At 46.2% G+C, this 19177-nt stretch carries 19 protein-coding genes; 7 read left to right on the plus strand and 12 right to left on the minus strand.

The window, feature by feature from the left end; translation table 11 throughout:
- Nucleotides 1-185 precede the first annotated feature (185 nt).
- Complete coding sequence (locus MIC7113_RS28955; RefSeq protein WP_015185741.1) at nucleotides 186-854, plus strand: HAD family hydrolase; 669 nt, start codon at nucleotides 186-188, stop codon at nucleotides 852-854.
- Between the two features lie 59 nt (nucleotides 855-913).
- Here the strand turns inward: MIC7113_RS28955 and MIC7113_RS28960 are convergent, their stop codons facing one another.
- The 6 genes from MIC7113_RS28960 to MIC7113_RS35145 all read right to left on the minus strand — a co-directional run bounded on the left by MIC7113_RS28960 (nucleotide 914) and on the right by MIC7113_RS35145 (nucleotide 7714).
- Nucleotides 914-2161, minus strand: coding sequence for a glycoside hydrolase family 10 protein (locus MIC7113_RS28960; RefSeq protein ID WP_015185742.1), 1248 nt, complete (start codon nucleotides 2159-2161; stop codon nucleotides 914-916).
- Nucleotides 2162-2623: 462 nt separating this feature from the next.
- Entirely contained in the window at nucleotides 2624-4174 is a 1551-nt protein-coding gene (locus tag MIC7113_RS28965; protein ID WP_015185743.1) for an FAD-dependent oxidoreductase, read from the minus strand.
- 73 nt (nucleotides 4175-4247) lie between these two features.
- Nucleotides 4248-5984: an RluA family pseudouridine synthase gene (locus tag MIC7113_RS28970; RefSeq protein ID WP_015185744.1), complete on the minus strand. Its 1737-nt coding sequence runs from the start codon at nucleotides 5982-5984 to the stop codon at nucleotides 4248-4250.
- Between the two features lie 144 nt (nucleotides 5985-6128).
- Nucleotides 6129-6737, minus strand: coding sequence for an SH3 domain-containing protein (locus MIC7113_RS33960; protein WP_226883556.1), 609 nt, complete (start codon nucleotides 6735-6737; stop codon nucleotides 6129-6131).
- A 277-nt stretch (nucleotides 6738-7014) separates the two neighbouring features.
- A complete protein-coding gene (locus tag MIC7113_RS28980) occupies nucleotides 7015-7266 on the minus strand; it encodes a UPF0175 family protein (RefSeq protein ID WP_015185746.1) in 252 nt (83 codons plus the stop codon).
- A 205-nt stretch (nucleotides 7267-7471) separates the two neighbouring features.
- Nucleotides 7472-7714 (minus strand): hypothetical protein, encoded by a 243-nt coding sequence (locus MIC7113_RS35145; protein WP_071884120.1) that lies wholly within the window; start codon nucleotides 7712-7714, stop codon nucleotides 7472-7474.
- Nucleotides 7715-7828: 114 nt separating this feature from the next.
- Between MIC7113_RS35145 and MIC7113_RS28990 the strand changes: the two genes are divergently transcribed.
- Entirely contained in the window at nucleotides 7829-8050 is a 222-nt protein-coding gene (locus MIC7113_RS28990; RefSeq protein WP_015185748.1) for a helix-turn-helix domain-containing protein, read from the plus strand.
- Nucleotides 8051-8344: 294 nt separating this feature from the next.
- Here the strand turns inward: MIC7113_RS28990 and MIC7113_RS28995 are convergent, their stop codons facing one another.
- Nucleotides 8345-10054 (minus strand): AAA-like domain-containing protein, encoded by a 1710-nt coding sequence (locus tag MIC7113_RS28995; protein ID WP_015185749.1) that lies wholly within the window; start codon nucleotides 10052-10054, stop codon nucleotides 8345-8347.
- Nucleotides 10055-10062: 8 nt separating this feature from the next.
- On the minus strand, nucleotides 10063-11454 hold the full coding sequence (locus MIC7113_RS29000) for an AAA-like domain-containing protein (protein WP_015185750.1): 1392 nt from the start codon (nucleotides 11452-11454) through the stop codon (nucleotides 10063-10065).
- A 201-nt stretch (nucleotides 11455-11655) separates the two neighbouring features.
- Here MIC7113_RS29000 and MIC7113_RS29005 point away from each other — a divergent pair, with 201 nt between their 5' ends.
- Nucleotides 11656-12444 (plus strand): hypothetical protein, encoded by a 789-nt coding sequence (locus tag MIC7113_RS29005; RefSeq protein WP_015185751.1) that lies wholly within the window; start codon nucleotides 11656-11658, stop codon nucleotides 12442-12444.
- A gap of 116 nt (nucleotides 12445-12560) precedes the next feature.
- Here the strand turns inward: MIC7113_RS29005 and MIC7113_RS33965 are convergent, their stop codons facing one another.
- The gene (locus MIC7113_RS33965) at nucleotides 12561-13196 is read right to left on the minus strand and encodes an SH3 domain-containing protein (RefSeq protein WP_015185752.1); all 636 of its coding nucleotides are present in this window, start codon (nucleotides 13194-13196) and stop codon (nucleotides 12561-12563) included.
- Nucleotides 13197-13465: 269 nt separating this feature from the next.
- Between MIC7113_RS33965 and MIC7113_RS29015 the strand changes: the two genes are divergently transcribed.
- Both MIC7113_RS29015 and MIC7113_RS29020 read left to right on the plus strand, forming a co-directional pair.
- Complete coding sequence (locus tag MIC7113_RS29015) at nucleotides 13466-13801, plus strand: hypothetical protein (protein WP_015185753.1); 336 nt, start codon at nucleotides 13466-13468, stop codon at nucleotides 13799-13801.
- A gap of 173 nt (nucleotides 13802-13974) precedes the next feature.
- On the plus strand, nucleotides 13975-14268 hold the full coding sequence (locus MIC7113_RS29020; RefSeq protein WP_051055828.1) for a hypothetical protein: 294 nt from the start codon (nucleotides 13975-13977) through the stop codon (nucleotides 14266-14268).
- A gap of 203 nt (nucleotides 14269-14471) precedes the next feature.
- Here the strand turns inward: MIC7113_RS29020 and trmFO are convergent, their stop codons facing one another.
- Together trmFO and MIC7113_RS29030 are read right to left on the minus strand one after the other, a co-directional pair.
- The gene (trmFO, locus tag MIC7113_RS29025; protein WP_015185755.1) at nucleotides 14472-15836 is read right to left on the minus strand and encodes an FADH(2)-oxidizing methylenetetrahydrofolate--tRNA-(uracil(54)-C(5))-methyltransferase TrmFO; all 1365 of its coding nucleotides are present in this window, start codon (nucleotides 15834-15836) and stop codon (nucleotides 14472-14474) included.
- 103 nt (nucleotides 15837-15939) lie between these two features.
- A complete protein-coding gene (locus MIC7113_RS29030) occupies nucleotides 15940-16440 on the minus strand; it encodes an FHA domain-containing protein (protein ID WP_015185756.1) in 501 nt (166 codons plus the stop codon).
- Between the two features lie 110 nt (nucleotides 16441-16550).
- On the opposite strand from MIC7113_RS29030, the gene MIC7113_RS36965 reads away from it, so the two are divergent.
- Nucleotides 16551-16691, plus strand: a complete 141-nt coding sequence (locus tag MIC7113_RS36965; RefSeq protein ID WP_015185757.1) for a hypothetical protein — start codon at nucleotides 16551-16553, stop codon at nucleotides 16689-16691.
- Between the two features lie 136 nt (nucleotides 16692-16827).
- Here MIC7113_RS36965 and MIC7113_RS29035 read toward each other — a convergent pair whose 3' ends face one another.
- Nucleotides 16828-18327, minus strand: coding sequence for a site-2 protease family protein (locus tag MIC7113_RS29035; RefSeq protein ID WP_015185758.1), 1500 nt, complete (start codon nucleotides 18325-18327; stop codon nucleotides 16828-16830).
- 117 nt (nucleotides 18328-18444) lie between these two features.
- Here MIC7113_RS29035 and MIC7113_RS29040 point away from each other — a divergent pair, with 117 nt between their 5' ends.
- Nucleotides 18445-19140: a hypothetical protein gene (locus MIC7113_RS29040; protein WP_051055983.1), complete on the plus strand. Its 696-nt coding sequence runs from the start codon at nucleotides 18445-18447 to the stop codon at nucleotides 19138-19140.
- Nucleotides 19141-19177: the final 37 nt, after the last annotated feature.

A 19177-nucleotide genomic window follows, 5' to 3' on the forward strand; every position in this document is an offset into this window, starting at 1 on the left:
GTTCATTGCTTTTATTAGACAGCTTTGTAGTTCCTCCTATACTTCAGCAATGTATTAGAAGTAGCATCCTACTTTAGAATAGGATTAGATGAAATTTAGGAGTTACCCTTCTCTTCTGATTGGAAGATGAGTTAATTAATTTTCTATGTCATACTCGGAAAATTAAAGGTAACCAGAGGTCTTTCATGGCATTAGAAGGAGTGATTTTAGACGTTGATGGAACCCTGGTTTTGAGCAATGATGCTCATGCTCAAGCCTGGGTTGAGGCATTTGCCGAGCATGGCTATGAAGTGCCCTTTGAGCGAGTGCGACCACTCATTGGTATGGGAGGAGACAAAGTTATTCCCAGGATGGTGCCGGAACTGAACGCTCAAGAGGGACCAGGAAAGGCGATCGCAAACCGACGCAAAGAACTGATCATCAACAAATTTGGACCGAAGCTGACCTCCGCTAACGGCACTAGGGATTTAGTGTTAAAGATGCGGCAATCTGGTTTGCATCTAGTCATTGCCAGTTCAGCGACAACTCAAGAGCTTGGTATTTTACTCAAGGCTGCCCAAGTCGATGATTTGCTCCAGGAAGCAACCACATCGAGTGATGCGGACGCCTCTAAGCCTGCCCCCGACATCGTAGAAGCCGCCTTGAGCAAAGCACAAATGGAACCTGACAACGTGGTGATGTTAGGAGATACACCCTACGATGTTGAATCGGCAGGCCAAGCGGGAGTCGGTGTGATTGCCCTACGCTGCGGTGGCTTTAGTGACGAGCAACTATCGGGAGCGATCGCCATTTACGATGACCCGGCTGATCTGCTGAAGCACTATGACCATTCTCCCCTTGCCCAAGCGGCTTGAATCGGGATTGGCTCGAATTGCCTCAACAAGGCGCAATCGCCTCTTACTGATGTGCAAAGTCACCTCATCGCCACGCGAGAAGCCGGTGAGTCAAAGAGAGATTGAAAGTTAGATACTCGCTCCGCGATAGGTTCTGGTGAATTCTCCCAAAGACTTTCGTAATAAAAGAACGATACACCCAATCCGCGATCGCGTGCCGTCCGCACTTTATTCTGAATTAGTGGCATTGGCACTGGCTTATTTCTTAACCCTGTTAGGACACCCACTCCCGTAGGAATCTTGCGTTGTGCTTCTTGAATTTCGGGACGGCTAATCTGTTCCACAAAACTTTGCAGATCAGGACGATAAACTTGCACAATCAGCTCATCGACAATACCTTGCCTCACCCAAGTCAGCCAATCTTGCAGATAAGTATTGTAAGCCGTGATGTATGGATTAGGAGAAACCGAGAAAATTGCATTCGGCTTTCTCTGTTTCACAGCTTGGTTGAGTTGAGTGACGAACGCTGTAATTTTATCAGCCCGCCAGCGCACCCATGCCGGATCTTGGGGATTAGCTGGGGCATTTCTCTTGGTTTCCTGTTTGTACAAGGCTAGCGTGTAGCGATCGTAGCCAAATTCATTAGGCAAACTGGTGTGATCGTCAAACTGAATGCCATCCACATCATATTGGGTCACCACTTCCAGCACCAGATCGGTGATAAACTTTTGCACCTCTGGCAAAAAGGGATTGAGCCATACCACCTCACCCGCCGCACCAATCCACGTTTGGTTGCCATTCCGCCGTTGCGTTAGCCACTCTGGATGATTTAATGCCAGTTCCGAGGTTGGGGGAGTCATGAAACCGAACTCAAACCAAGGAATCACGAGCAACCCTTGGCGATGAGCTTCCTTCGCGAGTTCAGCCAGGATATCCTGTCCCTGTAAGCCTTTGCGGACAAAGGGTTGGATGTCTGCCCGTTGAGCTACGGCACTTGGATAAAGCGCGTAACCCGAATTCCATACGACAGGATAGATTGTATTCAGATTCAACCGTGTTAGCTGACTCACCGCCTCTTGCATTTTGGGGCGGTCTCTGAGGATGTCATGGTCATTTTCAGTCAGCCAAACCCCGCGAATTTCCTGCAACGGTTGCGGTGCGATCGCCTCTGGTATTGTATCTGGTATCACTACCTCTGGCACTGTACTTTGCGCGATTGCAGCAATAGGATGACCAGCCAGAAATATTGTCATGAATAAGGCCAGCACGAGTAAGGAAAGATACTTGACAATTCGCCACCAACCTCTAAGGATGAAACGCAATTTCATAAGCTTAAATGCTAATTTAGCTATCCAACTACGCAATCGTTGATTTTTACAATGGAATGCACGATTTATAGACTACAGGTATTTATCTTTACTAAAGGGTGAGTTAATTAACAGTAGTCGTTCCATGATTAATATTGATGGTTGTAATAGAGAAATATAAACATTCCAATAGATAGGTAGCATCGCGGGCTGCCTTGACAGTTGACACTGAGCCGTTAATAGTATCTATAAATTCACTGGGTCGTGTGGTTGGGCATGGTAATAGTTGTTGCATGAGACAAGCTTGCACAAGGCAAGGGTTATGACGTAGCTACGAGTACTTATCTCTTAGAGCGTTGCCACTTATGCAAGAAGTCTCATGAAGAGGGCGATGAGCCTAATTCTGTCTTCTCTCCTCGTATGATCTCCGGTCTGCCTTTCTCGGTGAAGGTACAACACCTGCTGGCACAAATACACTCGCACCTACAACAATGCCTCAATCACTTGCTCAAAATTTCGGCAATACACCTGTTGGTTGTACTCCTGCCGATCTTTTTCTGATCGGTAGGACATTGGTTTTAGGGTTGCCTGTTGGATACGAACCATGAATGGACGACGAAGTTGCTCATATTTCTCGAAGGCTTGGGTTAGAGCTTGTGTATTATCCCAATTATTCTCCTGTGCAATCTTCGCGATTAACGTAACAACCGCGAGTGCATCTTCTAATCCTTGATTAGCCCCTTGAGCCATAAAGGGAGGCATTCCATGGGCAGCATCACCCACTAATACCACTCGCCCATTACTCCATGGGGTTTGAAGGGTGACCGAATGATCTTTAGCATGGGGATTAGCTGTGCGAGGAAGTGGGATGGCATCTGAAACAGTCGCACGGTGAATGTAGTACGGACGCTGGAGCATATTATCAGGAGAAGATAGGCGAACTAATTGCTTGAGGACATTGGGAAAGTTAGCCTTCTCCAACTCTTGCACAGCTAAATCAATCAATGAACGGCTAGACTTTCCCTGTAAAGATTCCACAGGTAAAGGAAGATGTATAAGATACCCGACTTGTCCACTAGGTCTGTGAAATAAAATTATCCTGGGAGATTCTATATCGGCGGAATCTCCAGATATTTCATCATTACTGATTGTGAGAACGGGTGATTCTTGAAAGTATGTTTCTTCAAGTTCTCCACATAAATTTTTAGGAATATCGATAATTTCCCGACACCCAATTGCGGCAAACCCGGAGTATTCAGGACGTGCAAAAGCAGAGTATGGACTATCGGCGTAAAGAATTCTACGAACCGTAGAGTTGATTCCGTCTGCTGCAACGACTAACCTTGCTCGAATGGATTTAGTGTCTAATGGTTGGGAAGTTTGCTCACCATTCTGAGGCGACATTTCCTCTAATTTCTGTCCATCTACCCAATGAGCATAGGGGTTGGTTTCTAGGCTTGTATCAGATATACAATCGACTCGGACACAGGATTGCTCTGGCTCTTCCACTACATTAATACAACGGTGATTCGCTCTCACCCTGTCTTGGGGAAGTAAGTTTCTCAAGATAGTTTGTAAATCATACCAAGCTATGGAGACTCGACCTTCTCCGTATTCTTGAAACCAATCATCAAATTTAAGAGAAATGGACGAAATTTCCTGACCCTGAAAATTTTTCTGCACCCATCTAGGTGAAGCCTTTGGAGGTTTTGGTTCTTGACCTATTCCGGCAGTCTCTTCATCCTTCGATGGGTTGGAATTCAATAAGCGATTGCCAGCTCTTTTTACTTCTTCGTAAGCTTCAACGGATAAATATTTAAGAGACTTTAATCCATTGGGAAGCAGATCTAACACCTGTCCAACCGGACGAAAGGCACGAGTTTGATCGACGACTAAAATATTTTCAATCCCACGCTTGCGTAAGCCAATGGCAGTAGCTAACCCAACAGGCCCAGCGCCAATTATGACAACATCATAGATTTCAGGAGAAATCGTGTTAAACACATCTTCTAGCAGATTGCTTTGTGTAGTCACAGGTAATCCTTTGCCATTCTAAAGAACATGAACTTTGTTATTTAGCTTAAATGCCCAGTGGATTATTTAGATATCAAAACGGTGTCTTGGTGTGTAAATAAAGACTTTGTCCTGATTGCGGATGCTCGAAGCGCAGTTCCCTCGCGTGTAAGTGTAACCGACTCGCAACAGCACGGCAGCCATAAAAGCGATCGCCTAAAATCGGTATCCCAATTCCTCTGGCATCAGCCGCGTGAACCCTCAACTGATGGGTGCGTCCGGTGAGGGGAATAAACTCGATACGAGTGTAGTCTCCTTCCCTTGCCATCACCTGGAAGCGAGTCAAGCTGGGTTTGCCGCGAACTTCATCCACTTGTTGATAGGGACGATTCTCCGGATTTCCCCACAGGGGGAGTGTAATCTCTCCTCGCTCAGTTGTCACCCAACCCGAAAGTACTGCTTCATAAACCTTGTGAACTTGCCGTTGCTGAAACTGCTGACTCAGTTGACGATAAGTTTGTGGATTACGCGCTAGCAAGAGGATACCCGACGTGTCTTGATCCAAGCGATGCACCGCCATAATTGCCATGCCATCCGCCAACTGATGACGCAAGCGACTGAGAACACTATCTTGGCAATCACGATAACGTCCTGGTACCGAAAGTAATCCTGCGGGTTTATTCACCGCAATCAGCCATTCGTCTTCATAAACAATAGGTAAAGAGACCTCTCCCCACACCCCTTCCTTAGTAAAGCTCCAGTTCTGCAAGGAGATGGTATGATTAACTCCCCCCTTTTTAAGGGGGGGTTGGGGGGGATCGAAGGGGACTAGGGATTTAGATTTCAATCCCGAAAGCAGAAATCCCATCAAAGGCTGACAGCGTTCCACACAAGCGCCATAGAATTCTCCCTGAACTTTATCCCCAGAGGACTTTCCCCACCAAAACTCTGCCATTGCCAGGGGTTTGAGTCCCTGTGTTGCCGCATAGTGAAGCAGCTTGGGGGCACAACAGTCTCCTGTACCCGTGGGCATCGAGCCTCCTGGCATCAATTGCTGCAATGATAAAGATTGCCCGGAAAAATTAGTCACGCTGTAGGCAGCGTGCATCTGAGCCTGCAATTGGCGAGATAGAGCTTTGCGCTGTTGTTTCAGTTCCCGCATCCGGGCATCTGCTGCTTCAACTTGCTGCTTGAGGGGTTGCAATCCTTCATTTTGTTGACGTTTGAGTTGCCGTCGCTCAATTCCATGCCGACGACTTTCTTCATCGAGTTGTTCGAGGGCAAGAGTGAGTGCTTCTCCTGTGAGGGTTTCGCACAGAAGCTGACGTTTTCGCTGTCGTTGGTGCTTGCCATCTCGATGGCGATCGCTCATTTGTTGCAATTGTTGCTCAAACTCGCGAGATAGGGTTTCGTAATGCTGCCGTTGTGGAAGTTGCTTCAGGGTAATGAGTTCCTGCTTGATAGCCTCCAACTCAGCCAACGTGCGGGCTTCTTCTAGGGCAACGTTGTCGCGTCCTGGAATCGGCGGAACCCAGCCCTCAAGCCTGCTGTGACCATTTAGAAGACCAGAGAAAGCCTTGAGTATCCGTTGTTCATTATTCGGGAGTTCAACCAGCAGTATTCCATACATCTTGCCTTCGTGAGAATAACGGTCATTGTGGGCAAGGTGCTGCATTAAATTTTTGGCGATCGCTTCTGCTGTTGGGGTGCGGGGCAGTTTCAATCGCTCACCCGTTTGAGGACAACGTCCTTCATAGTAATAGCTAGGAGATGAGTGGCTGACAGCAGCATTGCCGTCAATAAAATCTGAAAGTGGATGAAGAACCACCATACCCGTTATTTGCGATCGGCTATTTCAAAAAATGAGGCATCTGAAATGATTTTGTAGTCAGCGCTTTAGCGCTAAAGTGCCGACTACCAAGGGAATCAGTATCTTCTAATCAACCTTGACACTCGACTAGCGGCTGATGAGCTTTCAGCGACAATTAGATAAATTGCTTTCTGCCTGCGTCACCAAACCATTGGAAACCCAACCTTTGGCAGGTAAGGCAATTTCTACCCAATTACGATTATTGACTGTTTTGTTGGTTGGAGGATTGCTAGTTAGGGTAATCCGTCCTTGATAGGGTATTCCACCAACCTGAGCGGCTGTGGGATTGGGTTGTCTGCGAATCACTAAACCTTGAGAGGGGCGAATCACTTGACGGCAAAGGTCTTTAATTGCAGGGCTTTCCGTGTTGCCACCACAGGGCTTGAGGTTGATGGCATGTACATACCCTGTGACAGGCCCACTAATGCGGATGAGTCCATCGGCTCCAACGGAAGTATCCGCCAATATGACTTCATCATTGACGGATATAAGCCTTAATGTCTCACTGGTGGAGTTAGATTCCCTGAAAATGGGGATTTGCTGTTTGGCAGCACGGCACTGTCCTACCAGAGACGCTTGTGCCAGTTGTACGTTTTCCTCAGAGGATGCGATGTCAGTACCTGCCATAGCCGGAGTATTCATTCCGGTGGTGGCGATCGCAATTACAGCCAAAAGATTAATCGGCTTACCCAATCGATTCATGGTTTCCATCATTAAGCTCCTCACTCACAGATTCTGTGAACTCATATTCGCAAGAGTTCCTACTGCGAGATTTTGACACGCTGAGGCTCATTTACTCTCATTTTTTGCGGGTTTCGTCAACTAGAGATGGACTGAGTGAGATTAAGTCACTGGTTTTGAGGGATGAGGGGAGAGTGCGATCGCTTCCTCTTTTCTGGGAGTCAAACCCTACTCTCCTGACAGCAGTAATTCTAGACGGTCTACTTGGTGAAGATAGAGCAGTGGCGATGTGTTGACAATGACCAGAGCTTCAGGCATTGTTGACATCTTGCTCTAGTTGTTCAGTTGTTAAGGAGAAGGGGGATACCTGATAACGCCCCAGTAGCATCAGGAATTCCACTCGTGACATACCCGCCAATTGAGCAGCGCGTCCTGATGATAATTTACCCAGTTCAAACAGCTTTACAGCCGCCAAGATACGGAGTTCTCTTGAAATTGTTTCGGGTGTTTCTTTAAGGCTGATTAACACTTCTTCAGGAATTTCGATTTGAACTGTACTCATGTTTGATACCTCCTTGTTGACCGCAGATTTAATGTTACTATTTGGGCTGCTACTAGGCGCGATCGCTCTTTTCTAGATTGGTTTCGTTTTTTGAGTAGATGAGTTGTTCGGTGCTCGCATAATTGTTGCAAACGTACCCAAGTGATCGCATTTTGAATTGGGGCGATCGCACTTTACGATATTCACCCCAACTCTGAAATAGGGATTAGGTTGTGGAAACTTTACGGATGAGCGATCGCATCAGCTTACCGGGAACGGGCGCAGGTAGGAGAGGACTCCATTCGCTGATGTGGCAAAAGTGGAGGGCGCAGAGGGCGTGGACGATGGTAGTTACGGTTGTTTTTGAGCCGATAACTAGGATTTGTGCAGATTCTGGTTCTGGGTTGGGTGGAGTGAGAGTGGAAGTAGGGGAGGTTTCTTTCGAGTCTGGGAGAGAGTCTTTGAACATAGAGCATTTTTTGAAGGGGAGCAATGTAACCAATATGGCAACAAAATTATTGTACCCTAACGATACCGATTTGGTGACATTTACCTTGTCATACACCTCTGACAAAATCTGAACATGGGAAAGGCAGGCAAGGCGCTAAAACAGGTACTGGAAACCTATGACATTAGCCAAAACAAGCTGGCAGTCACGATGGGAATTTCACGGGCAAACATTAATCGCTGGGTACACGAGCAAAGAGATCCAGCCGGTGATGTGATTGTTGAAATTAAGAATGCACTCAAGCAGCTAAATCCGGATGCGGCTGAGGATTTCGCCAGGTTATTCCTGGGTGATTGAGATAGATGATGAGGCGATCGGTTGTTAGGGGATGAGGGGAGAGTGCGATCGCTTAATCGAGCAGTTGAAGTAAGGCGTTCATCGCATCGAGTCTCATTGGCTGGTTGCTACTGCACGCTCTACTGCATCTAGCCACTCTCGCGGCAACCTTGTGCTTTCAACTCGCTGCTCGAATTCAGGGGAACCTCTTGCGATCACAGTTATAGGCTACTGACGCTCCAGACGCGGAGAAGTTTTATTATGGGCAATTAGAGGGACTTGATATAAGAATGTTATTTAGCTGTCTTGTTAACTCTATCTCTTATTTTTTCCCTCAAAATACTGCAACACTCTATCGTAATTCCACGATAAAAATACCACAAATGAATACAATAAAATGACTATAAAAGGAGGAAATGCATTCTGTACGAATGAGAGTACTATGACTCCCAAAAAAAGAAGTGAATTTGCGTACACTAAAGCGTTAATTTTCTTAATAAGATTTTGATTTACATTTCTTTGTTTGTCTATATTCATTGTAGTCTCTAATAAAGTCAAGCTTTTTTTTGCTAACTCATCTTGAAGATTTGTATGTTTCTGCCTTTCTGCTGCAAAAATATCCAAAAAATTTTGATTCTTTTTAATTTGTGTAGATAGAACTATCTCATGCTCTTGATTTTGAATCTTCAGTCTTTCTTCTACTGAAACTAGTTTAGTCTGAATCTCTCGCCTAGCGAATCTCAGGCTAGCTATTAAAAACTTGTAACCTTGGTCACTCAGGCTTTTGTCTTCTGCCCATGCTACAGCATCTTCTAATACCTTTTCTCGCAATAAAAATGATTCATTTTGACAATCAGAAGCCAACCAATTAGTGATATTTTTTGCATATGGTTCCCACTCTCCTAAGGCATTATTAACCCAACGTCTACCAAAAACATTTTTATAAATGCGGTTTTGAATTCTTAATTCATCATTCTCCTTAACAACTAATCCTGATAGTCGTAATTGCCATTGTTCAAGACTGTCATCAAATATTACTTTTCCAGCTTTGTTGCCTTCCGAATCCAAAATTTTATTATAAAGTCCCAGCAAGCGCCCAATACGCTGCTGTTTGCTTAAGAGGCGATCACGTATTGTTGTCAAATGCTTTGGATCATCTTGAGATTCCCAATCCTTAATCACCCTTGAACGCACTAGCTGATCAACCCACTTAGCTTCGTTATTAGTAGGTATCGGCTCAGCAAACTTTAGAATCAAATCACACAGTTTTTGGGTGAGAAAGGGTTGTCCCCCTGTCCATCCCAAAACCTTTTCTAGAACTGCTTGGGGGTTACTAACTTTTCCTTCCAATCCTTTGGCTAACGGCAGAGCTTCTGGTGCTTCAAAGCCATTCAGTTGAATTGATCTGCCTATATTAAAAGGTGTGTATTCTTTGTTTTGAATCAAATCCGAGGGTGTTGCTACTCCCAACAAAACAAAGGTGAGACGTCTGTATTCAGGATTCTCAGCACGTTGGTTATAACAAAATCTAATTAGGGCAAAGAAATCATCTGATGAAAAATTTAATTTTAAAATACTATCAATTTCATCAAAAAATATAACAATGTTTTTGTCAACCTTCTCCAGAATCACATCTTTTATAAATTCGTTTAACCGCTGTACTGGTGAGAGCAATTGCTGATCAACTAACCAATTAGGTAAATTAACTTTTCCTAATAGATTAAGACCCATCCATAACTTGCTAATCAATCCTCCATACCACTGCTCTGGAGTGACATCACTACCGATACCAGTAATGTCAATTGATGCACAGACAAAGCCTTCATTTTTTAGCCTTTGCATAATCTGTACTCGCAAGCTTGACTTCCCCATCTGCCGCGAGTTCAACACATAACAATATTCGCCAACTTTCAACCTGTTGTAGAGGTCATCGTCTGCCTTCCGCTTCACGTAACTGGGGGCATTAGGCGGCAGGCTTCCTCCGACATGATAATATTTGCTGGCTGGATTTTGTGTTGTAACCATTAGCTGACTCACAGGCGATCACAGAAATACTGACGATACAAGTTACAGCGAGGCATCACATCATTGCCTTGTACCTGCAATAATCCCATCCTCTGTAACTGATACACTTGCATCGGCTTTAACTGTACTGGGCTATTTGAGGTAACTACCTGTTTGAACGCAGCCCTCAGTTCTAAACTTTTTTGGAGACTAATTAAATGCCGTAGCAAATGGTCGCTATAGATTCCGGCTTCTGTGGGAGCATCTTGCAACAACTGCTCAAGAGTAACATCCTGACGCCTAACGCGATAGAGAGCCAACCGCAGTAAATAGGGATGTCCTCCAACCATTGCCATTAGCTGATTGACTTGGCTATCTGCCAGATCCAGTCTATGACGCTGAGCCAAATCTTGCACCTGCTGTAGACTGAACTCTGACAATTCCACTGGTAGACCTACATTAAAAGGTGATTGATGGATGTTCAGTGGAATATAAACTTCTGTAGAGTATGCCACGATGACCCGAAGTCGTTGCCAGATATCGAGATTCTTTGCCTCCTCGTACCACTCTCGCAGCAAAGAAAAAAACTCTTCAGCGATTTCAGGATACTGGAAAACCCAATCAGCTTCATCCAAAGCCAATGCTAACGGACTGTCTATTTGTTCTAACAGATACGCCTGAAAGTACATTGTACAGCTCTGTCTGCTGCCAAAAAGGTTCTCATTCCAATAATCATCTAGCACTGGCTCTAGCTCTAGCTCCCGGCTAACATTGGCACAGAACCACCGCAAAAATTTATCCAGCTTGACAAAAATTGCTCTCTCAGCTCGAAGGTTCAAACGCACCGTTTGGCAGCCTTGGTTTGCTGCATAATCGAGCACCCTACTCATCAGTGAAGTTTTGCCCATTTGCCTAAGTGCCTTGATTCGGATCAATGCTCCAGGCTGCAAAATCTCTTCGTAACACTGTAATTCAATAGGGGGACGCTCCACATAAAAAGTAGAACCCAGAGGCACTTGACCATCTGGGAATTCTGGCTCTATTAGCGATAGGGATTGATTATTAGGACTCAGGTAAGGGATTAAGGGTTGCAGGTTAGGAGTTGGGCTAGCAGTGAGTGACTCTTTGGAAATGCTTCTTAATCGCCATCGCCGCTTGAGGGCTTCCCGAAAGTTCGATTTACCAATATCTGGCTCCTGTAACGCTTTTGATAGGAGCTTCCAAAGCTTAGCACCAATATCTCGCTGTAGGTAATTTGCTGTGTAGTTAGTATTCAGTGCGATCTGTTCATAAGTCTGCCTTTCCCAAGAGCCACGAAGTACAAGCACTTCAGCATCACTAAGATGTTTTCCCGTAGTTTCAAAGATTGCCATTCCTGCAACTTCTATGGCTTCGTCAACCCTGAATTCTTCTTCACTCATGGATTAGCCACGTTTCAAGGCTTAGCCTCTAATCTAACTGTAGACACTCTGTTCAACCCAGATAATGATCTGGCTTATGACTTTTCCATACTTTTACATACTGAGATGACTTTAGCCAAGTTTTAGTTTTATTTTTGTCAAAAAAATACCTACTTTATCCAAAATTATCCAATGGTAGTTTTTTAAGAAAGAGTAGAACATATGAATGAAGAAGCACAAAAATGCCAATTAATTATGGGGCAAGGTTATTTTGCTCCTACCAGCAATCATTTTTCAGCTAATTACTATCCAAGCATCAATCTACCTATGCGATCGCCCAACACTCAGCCCCTTCTCCACTACCACGCCAAATCCGCTTGGGAAAACGGCCTCGGATATCTTGTCGATTCTCGTGGCATTAGCCTCCCAGGTATAACCAGCATCCTGAAAGCTACCAAATCTCCACAAGAGAAAGCACAACTGTCAAATTGGCGTCAGCGAGTCGGAGCATCTGAAGCAAACCGGATTTCCCGAACCTCACGCGATCGCGGTAATCTCATCCACAAGCTAACCAAAAGCTACTTCCTGGGTGAGTCCTTCTCTTGTCCTGACTCCATCAAACCTTACTGGGATAACCTGTTACCCATTTTGCAAGACATCCATGATGTCAGACTGATTGAAGGCAACGTTTTCCACTACTACGAAGGGTATGCAGGCAGAGTTGACTGCGTTGCCAGTTATCACGGCATCCCCTGTGTGATTGAATTCAAATCAGCAGACAGGATTAAGCGCCTCTACGATGAACCCTTACAGTTAGCTGCTTATTGTGGAGCCTTGAACCGACAGTACGGTGTGAAGTATGGAGTAAGCCTCAACCACGCTCTACTAATTGCGACCACTCCCGATGAAGTGAGTTTAACTTGGTTTGACCCTGACGAAGTGATGGACTACTGGCGCAAGTGGCAGCAACGAGTGGCACAATTTTGGGCGCAACAAAAAGCGATCGCCTAAACCAAAATACTTCTTTCCAAACTCCCTCACCAATGCTCCAAGTGAGGGAGTGAGAATTGAAGCTGAACTAATGTATAGTTGTGCGATCGCGCAACACCCAATTACCTGCTAGCCGCTTACTGACAAAAACCTAAATTGCTTTCTTCCTCTGTCAGTAACCCATTAGAAACCCAACCCCTAACCGGTGCAGAAATTTCTACCCAGTTACGCACCTCATCTTTTTTCTCCGTTGCAGGAGTACCACTCAGAGTCACCCGTCCTAAATGAGCTACCCTACCCAGCCGAGCAGATGTGGTCGTGGGTTCTCGACGAATCACCAAACCTTGCGGTGGTCGAGCTACTCGACGACAAAGGTCTGCTGTTGAAGCCGTTGCAGGCGTTTGGGTCGTGTCTGTAGTAGTGACTCCAGTACTGGCAGTACAAGGCTTCAGGTTAACCGCTTCCACATACCCTTCCACAGGAGCACTGATGCGAATAAAGCCCCTACGATTCACCCGATTCTCCCCTAACGTAACTTCGGCATTGGCAGATAGAAGTTGTAACGCCTCACTCGTCGTATTAGCCTCCCGGAAAATGGGCATTTGCAGTTTCGTCGCACGGCACTGTCCCGCTAGTGATGCTTGTGCCAATTTCACGCTGGCTTGAGAAGGTGTGATGTCAGTTTGTGCGATCGCAGAATGACTCATCCCACTCGTTGCGATCGCTATTACCGCCAAAACACGAACAGAGCGTCCTTTATCCATTTTTTTCATATAATGTCAACTCCTGGCTGATAGATTTAATTTTGAGTGATAGCGTAAATCCTACAATTTCTACGACTCAACTGAAATAGCAATCTTCTAGATAGATGATGAGAGTGGTGCGTTAGTAACGCCCCCTACTGGAGTGTCTCAGCTCAAATGCGATCGCATCTGCAATTTTCAGCTTTTGCTAAATTTCACCGATTATCTAACCAAACTTTCCGGATATACCCACAAACCTCTGAAAAAAGAAAAAAGAACGGTTAAATGAAATAAGCTATATGCCTGACTATCAATGGAAACTGACCATCGTAGAGCGCAACCTCTCGCTCTCTAATTGGATGAACCTGATGCCAGAAGCGCAAGAGCAAATGTTAGAAGAGGCTGACGAATTGATCGGGGACGTGCCTCTAGTAGATAGTCAGCGGTTGCTTGCATTACTGGAAACACTCCAAGACCATACAGAAGAACAAGTCCACAGCAAAATCAGTCAGATTTTGAGTCATCAGTCCAGTTCCCAGATCAGCCATCCATGGGAACGGAATCTCCAAAACACTAACCTCACAGCCGATGTCCTACAGATGGACTTATGGGCATCCCTGAAATCCGTCAGTTAGGGCAACAGAAAGAGGGCATCAAGGGCGATCAATCCTTCAATCTGAGCACGACTGATAGTTAAAGCGCTCTTTTTACAATGCCTTCATAAAAAAAGAGCGCTTTCTTGACAACTTTTTCACATTCAGTCTCTACATTAGTAAAAGGTATCGGAATGTTATACGAGACAAGCAACATGCCTGACTATCAATGGAAGCTGACGATTGTAGAGCGCAACTTGTTGCTCTCTAATTGGGTGAAGCTGATTCCAGAAGCACAAGAGCAAATGTTATGGGAAGCTGACAGCTTAATAGAAAATGTGCCTCTACTCGATAGGCATCGGTTGCTGATATCTCTTGAAACGCTGCAAGAGCATACAGAATCCAATTTACAGCAACAAATTCAGCAAATTTTAAGTCATCGGTTAAACACCAATATTAGAGAATCCCTTGAATTAAGTCTCCAGAAGGCTAATTTATTGTTCATCTAAATTGCCTATTTAATTGCTTCCTCAAACTGAAACTCCAGCGGACACCTCTCTCCTTGTCGCCGGAGTTTTAGTGAAAAAGGGATTGGGGGAGGGTTTAGATTTATACTTCGTTGTGTTCATAGGTATTACTATCCCTCCCCCTTGTCCCCCTTGTCCTCCCTGTCTCTCCTATGTATGTATGTATCTTTGACTGCAACTTGGTATTAGGCAGCAGAGGGCTGAATTCCCCTACTCCAAGCATCCAAATCCGCCAAAGCGCGATCGCGATACACCCCATATCGCTCTTGCTTATTCTTAATTCGCGCCGATAACGGAGGCAAAATCCCAAAATTCGGCGGCATGGGTTGGAAATGCTTGGGTGAAGCCGAACTAATGAACTCAATCAACGCACCCATCATCGTCGTTGGCGGCAGCATGATCGGTTCCAATCCCAATACCAGCCGCGCCGCATTCGTCCCCGCTAACCAACCCCCAGCCGTCGCGGCGGTGTAGCCTTCTGTACCCACCAGTTGACCGGCTGCCAGCAACGTCGGGCGCTGCTTAAATTGCAGCGTGGGATGCAATAACTCCGGCGCATTCAAAAACGTATTGCGGTGCATGACACCCATCCGCACAAACTCGGCATTTTCCAAGCCCGGAATCAACCGAAACACTCGTTTCTGCTCACCCCAGCGCAAATTCGTCTGGAATCCTACCATATTCCACAACTGACCCGCCTTATCTTCTTGCCGTAGTTGGATCACGGCATAAGGGCGATCGCGCTTTTGGCTTAAGTCTTCTTCTGGTTGCTCTTTCGTCCGTGGGTCAAATAGCCCTACTGGCTTCAAGGGGCCGTAGCGCATGGTATCTTCTCCCCGACGTGCCATCTCTTCAATCGGCAGACAACCTTCAAAGAATTTGGCTGTTTCTTGCTCAAAATCCTTCAATTCCGCCTTTTCTGCTGCACAAAGTTCTTGCCAGAAGTGGAGGTACTGTTCCTTGTTCATCGGACAGTTGAGATAAGCGGCTTCACCTTTGTCGTAGCGTGACGCCATAAAGGCAATATCCCGGTTGATCGATTCCCCCACCACAATCGGCGATGCCGCATCAAAAAAGCTAAAGTATTCCATGCCTGTGAAGCGTTGCAAGTCTTCAGCCAAAGCCGGTGTTGTCAGGGGGCCACTCGTTAGTACCACCACGCCCTCTGGGGGAATCTGCGCTACCTCTTCCCGACGTAACTCAATCAGAGGATGACTTGCCAAGGTTTCGGTCAATTCATGGCTAAAGACTGCCCGATCTACCGCCAGTGCTCCACCCGCCGGGACAGCATGTTCATCCGCTTTGCGGATAATAATTGAACCCAGGCGACGGAGTTCTTCGTGTAATAAACCAGAAGCGCGATCGCTCGATTGGGCACCAAAGGAATTACTGCACACCAATTCCGCCAATTCCCCCGTGTGATGGGCAGGACTTTGCCTCACGGGTCGCATCTCGTGTAACACGACTGGCACACCAGCATTAGCAATTTGCCACGCCGCTTCTGTACCTGCTAACCCACCGCCGATGACATGAATCACTTTTTCCACCATTATTCCTCCACAATTCCATCCTCCAAAGCTAGCCGGATTTTCTCATCACAAGCTGACTTCTACCGGGACTTTCACCTTTGGTGCGACTGCACTTCCAAAATGATTAATCCTCCGATTCCTCAATCATCGCAGGGTCGATTAAGGTCACATCAAACGGATCGATTGGCCCCGACTTGCCGGTTTCTCGCTTGAGGCGATAATATTTGGCCGTTACTCTAGGGTCAAACGTCACCATATCCTCATTTTCCAGATTGTGAGCTGGAACTTTGTGACCATTAATCAAGATGCCATTAGAACTCGACTGACCTTTGAGGTCGCCATCCACAATTCGATAATAGTAGCTGCCATCCTCTCGCTGGCGTCGCACTAATGTGGCATGTCGGCGAGAAACAAAGAGTGAATACAGCCGAATATCACAGTTAGGTGCTCTGCCGATTGAATACACCTCCCCTCCTAGGGGAAATTCTCGGCGTCCTTTATCGTCTTGTACAATCAACCAGTGACCTTCCTGGGGTTCTGAAGGCACTATAGTCTCCTTACTGAAACCGCTTGGAAGACTATTGAGTGAGGATTGCTGAGATTGTGATGCTTTAGCTTCAGGCATTTTTCCTATATCCTTGGCTTGATGAGGCTGGGAGAAGAAATGTCAAGTAAGTTTTACTAATTTTGAGGTTATTTAATAGAAGAAATTCGATGAATTCACTCATGTAAAGCATGAAGTGTGACCAACACAGACCCATTGTTGCTGATCAGGGAATTAAGGTCGGGGTAATGGTGGATAACATTCAACGTGGTATTCATCCGATGATTCCCCTCGATCCGACGAGTTGCCAAGGGTTTATCAGCCGCCTTTAAAAGGGCATAATCCTAGAATCGTTGTTATCCAGTGTAACTAGAGAGTCATTTGATTGGGAAATCACCCTACTGGGATGGCTGGGACTGACACCTATAGGTTTTCTTGACCGCCTACGAGTGCTCGACTGCTTACGGCTTAAAGATTTAACAGTCCAGTGATCGTAGCGGGTGGTAAAATAATAGCTGCTAAAATCACTAAAGCGATCAATCCCCAAAAATCCCGCCAATTGTTCAGTTCGGAGACATCGTTAAGAGCGGGTTCATCAGCTACGGGCAGCAGTAACAGGATAATCCCCCAAACTAGTAAATCAGGTTCAAGCATAGCTCTGACCAAGACAAGCAGTCGGACAACTTGACCAATCGCGATACCGGTTCTCTGACCAAACATGGCATGGACAATATGACCGCCATCTAGTTGCCCGACAGGCATTAAATTAAAGGCTGTTACGACCAAACCAATGTAGCCGGCGACAGCCACCGGATGAAGATTAATCGCCATTTTTGGAGCCAAGGCGCTGCCTAATGCCCACTTACTCAGCACCGTGAGCAACAAGGAAAATCGAGGATTCAGGGATTGAAAATTTAACCACCCAGAGGAGTCAGACAGAGGAACGACTTCAGAGTGGGCAAGTCCCCACATCAGCAAAGGGATCGTCACGAGAAAGCCGGCTAGAGGGCCAGCAATCCCAATATCAAATAAGGCTTTACGATGAGGAACCGGCGATCGCATCTGGATAAACGCCCCAAACGTTCCTGGGGCAAAGGGCAGGGGGATAAAGTAGGGCAACGTGGCGCGTACTTTATAGAACCTTGCCGCCATGTAGTGACCAAGTTCATGGATGCTCAAAATTGCCATGAGGGCTACAGCATAGGGCAGCCCTCTAAGTAAAATAGACGGGTCAACTTGCGACTGTTTGGCTGTGACGCCAGCAATCTCAGCCCCAACAAAAGTCGTTGTCACTAATGTAATTAATAGCAGAGCCAACGCAAACCCTGGTCGCGTTAGGGATTCAGTTTCCCGTCCTGCTTTTGGCTGAGCTTGAGGATTAGGAACCAGTGCAAAAAACGGTTTACCGTTAAAGCTTTCTTGAAAAATCACAAAAAAGCGATCGCCAAATTCGGCCTCTATATTTCCCCGTACTGTCTGGTATGCTGACTCCGGGTTCGTTCGCAGCTTGCCGCGACACAAAACCGCTTGAGGTCTGTACTCCACATTCTGGAGATAGTAAACCCCCCAAGGGAAACAATTCCTCAGTTCAGTTTCTTCTTGTTTACTGATTGGGCGTAGTGTTGACGGCTCACTGGTTGATGGCATCGTCTGTTGAGTGATTGAAATTTGAGGTTTATTATTCTCAACCTCCTGATTCACAGGCGGCTTAGGAATTTGGCGTCCCCACTGAATCAGCAGCCAGTACAACAGGGGGCAAAGCACAAATGGGCCGACCATCAGGATCAGTGGGGGTGGAGTATTCTTTCCATAAACCAGCATCCAGGCACTCCAAATCAGGACGGGTGTCATGAGCACCAGCCACAATAGCCATACTGGCGTCCGGGTCAGTTCAGCAACACTTCGCTGGATAGTAATGTAAGTGAAAAGACCCAGACTCAGTAAAATTAGGAGCAACCAGAGTTCCATGATGTAAAGATCACAATTGGTGTAAAAGAACGATCTTAGAGAAGGTCAACACCGTTCGTTAACTACTACAGGCATACAAGCATTGTGCAACCCGATTCCCCGCAACAGGGCAACTTTATTCCTCCTCAAAACTCACCCTCCAACCGGCTACCCACTGCACTCAAAGCACCACGCCCTATCCTGGATACTATTTTTGCATTTGCACCCAATCGAGATACCTTGGGTGGCACGGCTTATCTTATTGTAGAAAATGCAGGTAACCTCCTGATTGATTGTCCCGCCTGGAATGAAACTAATGAGCAATTCTTACGGGAGAAAGGGGGAGTCTCGTTACTGTTTTTGACCCATAGAGGTGGCATTGGCAAAGCACGGGAGATTCAGGAGGCGACAGGCTGCCAAATCCTGATCCAAGAACAAGAAGCCTATTTACTGCCAGAACTGAATGTAACATCATTTCAGTACGAGTTGACCCTCAGTCCCAATTGTTCAGTCCTTTGGACGCCCGGTCATTCTCCGGGTTCGGCTTGTTTGTACTACACATCGGCTGGCGGTGTGCTGTTTTCCGGGCGTCATTTGTTGCCGAATCAGCAAGGGGAACCTGTACCTCTACGTACCTCGAAGACCTTTCACTGGCCTCGTCAAATTCAGAGTGTAAAGCTTTTAATTGAGCGCTTCACTCCTGAAACGTTGAATTATCTCTGTCCTGGTGCCAATACAGGATCACTACGGGGTAGAGGTGCGATCGCTCAGACGTACAAGCCGTTGGCTCAGCTAGATCTAGGGGCTTTGCTGAACGCTCAACCGCTGCTATGAGTTGGTCGATACGGCTCTAAGTTAATAGACTGAATCG

This window comes from Allocoleopsis franciscana PCC 7113, assembly GCF_000317515.1.
GTDB classification, from domain to species: domain Bacteria; phylum Cyanobacteriota; class Cyanobacteriia; order Cyanobacteriales; family Coleofasciculaceae; genus Allocoleopsis; species Allocoleopsis franciscana.

What these genes read in the sequence shown, in the direction of transcription:
- MIC7113_RS28955 (WP_015185741.1), top strand. Translation starts at nt 186, where the DNA reads ATGGCATTAGAAGGAGTGATTTTAGACGTTGATGGAACCCTGGTTTTG.
- MIC7113_RS28960 (WP_015185742.1), bottom strand. Translation starts at nt 2,161, where the DNA reads ATGAAATTGCGTTTCATCCTTAGAGGTTGGTGGCGAATTGTCAAGTAT.
- MIC7113_RS28970 (WP_015185744.1), bottom strand. Translation starts at nt 5,984, where the DNA reads ATGGTGGTTCTTCATCCACTTTCAGATTTTATTGACGGCAATGCTGCT.
- MIC7113_RS33960 (WP_226883556.1), bottom strand. Translation starts at nt 6,737, where the DNA reads ATGATGGAAACCATGAATCGATTGGGTAAGCCGATTAATCTTTTGGCT.
- MIC7113_RS28980 (WP_015185746.1), bottom strand. Translation starts at nt 7,266, where the DNA reads ATGAGTACAGTTCAAATCGAAATTCCTGAAGAAGTGTTAATCAGCCTT.
- MIC7113_RS35145 (WP_071884120.1), bottom strand. Translation starts at nt 7,714, where the DNA reads ATGTTCAAAGACTCTCTCCCAGACTCGAAAGAAACCTCCCCTACTTCC.
- MIC7113_RS28990 (WP_015185748.1), top strand. Translation starts at nt 7,829, where the DNA reads ATGGGAAAGGCAGGCAAGGCGCTAAAACAGGTACTGGAAACCTATGAC.
- MIC7113_RS28995 (WP_015185749.1), bottom strand. Translation starts at nt 10,054, where the DNA reads ATGGTTACAACACAAAATCCAGCCAGCAAATATTATCATGTCGGAGGA.
- MIC7113_RS29000 (WP_015185750.1), bottom strand. Translation starts at nt 11,454, where the DNA reads ATGAGTGAAGAAGAATTCAGGGTTGACGAAGCCATAGAAGTTGCAGGA.
- MIC7113_RS29005 (WP_015185751.1), top strand. Translation starts at nt 11,656, where the DNA reads ATGAATGAAGAAGCACAAAAATGCCAATTAATTATGGGGCAAGGTTAT.
- MIC7113_RS33965 (WP_015185752.1), bottom strand. Translation starts at nt 13,196, where the DNA reads ATGAAAAAAATGGATAAAGGACGCTCTGTTCGTGTTTTGGCGGTAATA.
- MIC7113_RS29015 (WP_015185753.1), top strand. Translation starts at nt 13,466, where the DNA reads ATGCCTGACTATCAATGGAAACTGACCATCGTAGAGCGCAACCTCTCG.
- MIC7113_RS29020 (WP_051055828.1), top strand. Translation starts at nt 13,975, where the DNA reads ATGCCTGACTATCAATGGAAGCTGACGATTGTAGAGCGCAACTTGTTG.
- trmFO (WP_015185755.1), bottom strand. Translation starts at nt 15,836, where the DNA reads ATGGTGGAAAAAGTGATTCATGTCATCGGCGGTGGGTTAGCAGGTACA.
- MIC7113_RS29030 (WP_015185756.1), bottom strand. Translation starts at nt 16,440, where the DNA reads ATGCCTGAAGCTAAAGCATCACAATCTCAGCAATCCTCACTCAATAGT.
- MIC7113_RS36965 (WP_015185757.1), top strand. Translation starts at nt 16,551, where the DNA reads ATGAAGTGTGACCAACACAGACCCATTGTTGCTGATCAGGGAATTAAG.
- MIC7113_RS29035 (WP_015185758.1), bottom strand. Translation starts at nt 18,327, where the DNA reads ATGGAACTCTGGTTGCTCCTAATTTTACTGAGTCTGGGTCTTTTCACT.